The sequence below is a fragment of the Stutzerimonas stutzeri genome (genome assembly GCF_000935215.1).
Lineage (GTDB): Bacteria > Pseudomonadota > Gammaproteobacteria > Pseudomonadales > Pseudomonadaceae > Stutzerimonas.
Genome location: NZ_JXXD01000345.1, coordinates 1 through 912, shown reverse-complemented (window position 1 = coordinate 912; position 912 = coordinate 1). Strand labels below are relative to the sequence as shown.

General features: G+C 54.9%; 1 protein-coding gene and 1 pseudogene. Both read right to left on the bottom strand.

Translation table 11 applies throughout. The features are described 5' to 3' along the window. Positions 1-22: 22 nt before the first annotated feature. Positions 23-160, bottom strand: a pseudogene (locus LO50_RS24495) (transposase domain-containing protein); the annotation flags it as partial. Beyond that, the coding region (locus LO50_RS23235; RefSeq protein ID WP_044316510.1) for a zinc-dependent alcohol dehydrogenase family protein at positions 161-912 on the bottom strand (752 nt) is incomplete at its 5' end. It abuts the pseudogene before it with no gap.

The window sequence follows — 912 nt, the reverse complement described above, 5'->3', positions numbered from 1 at the left end:
TGCCAACGGCATGGGGAGGCCGCTACTTTTTCAACAGAATCGGCCGGTAGCCGCCCGTCGTGGCTGGCTGCAATCGGCCAATCTCTCTCGTCCGCTGCGTCGGCAGCCGTGTCAGCACATCTTTGAGATAGGCATACGGATCATGCCCATTCATGCGTGCTTAGATATCCAGGCAAATTTTGCCGAAATGCTGGTTGGTTTCCTGATACTTGAACGCTTCGACAATCTCGCTCAAAAGGAAATGACGATCAATAATCGGGCGCATGCCATTAGCATTGATGGCTCGGATCATGTCTTGCTGCTGGCTGCGGCTACCCACCAATACACCCTGCAGACGCACTTGCTTGATCAGTGCCGGTACAAAATTCATTGCACCGCTTACGCCACTCAATATCCCGATGACGGAGATGTGACCAGCAACCCGAATTGCAATCATCGATTGCTCAAGCGTCGCAGGGCCGCCGACTTCGATGATGTGGTCAACACCACGGCCACCCGTTAGAGCGCGTGCAGTTTCGCCCCAGTTAAGGTCTCTGCGGTAATTGATCACATGATCAGCGCCTAGCGCTTTCAGACGTTCAAGTTTTTCGTCGCTTGAAGAGGTAGCAATGACGGTAGCACCGGCCATTTTAGCGAACTGCAGGGCGAAAATTGAAACGCCACCAGTGCCTTGGACGAGCACGGTGTCGCCCGGCTTGAGTGAGTCATCGGCCATCAGGGCGCGCCATGCAGTAAGGCCGGCGGTGGTAAGCGTCGACGCTTCAGCATGGCTGTAGCCAGTAGGCGCGAGGGTGAACGATGTGGCTTTGGCCGTCACTTGCTCACGAGCGTAGCCGTCAATGCCATCACCTGGCACGCTAACAAAGCCTATATGGACTCTCCCCACAAGCAGTGAGGAATAGCTTTTTCGAT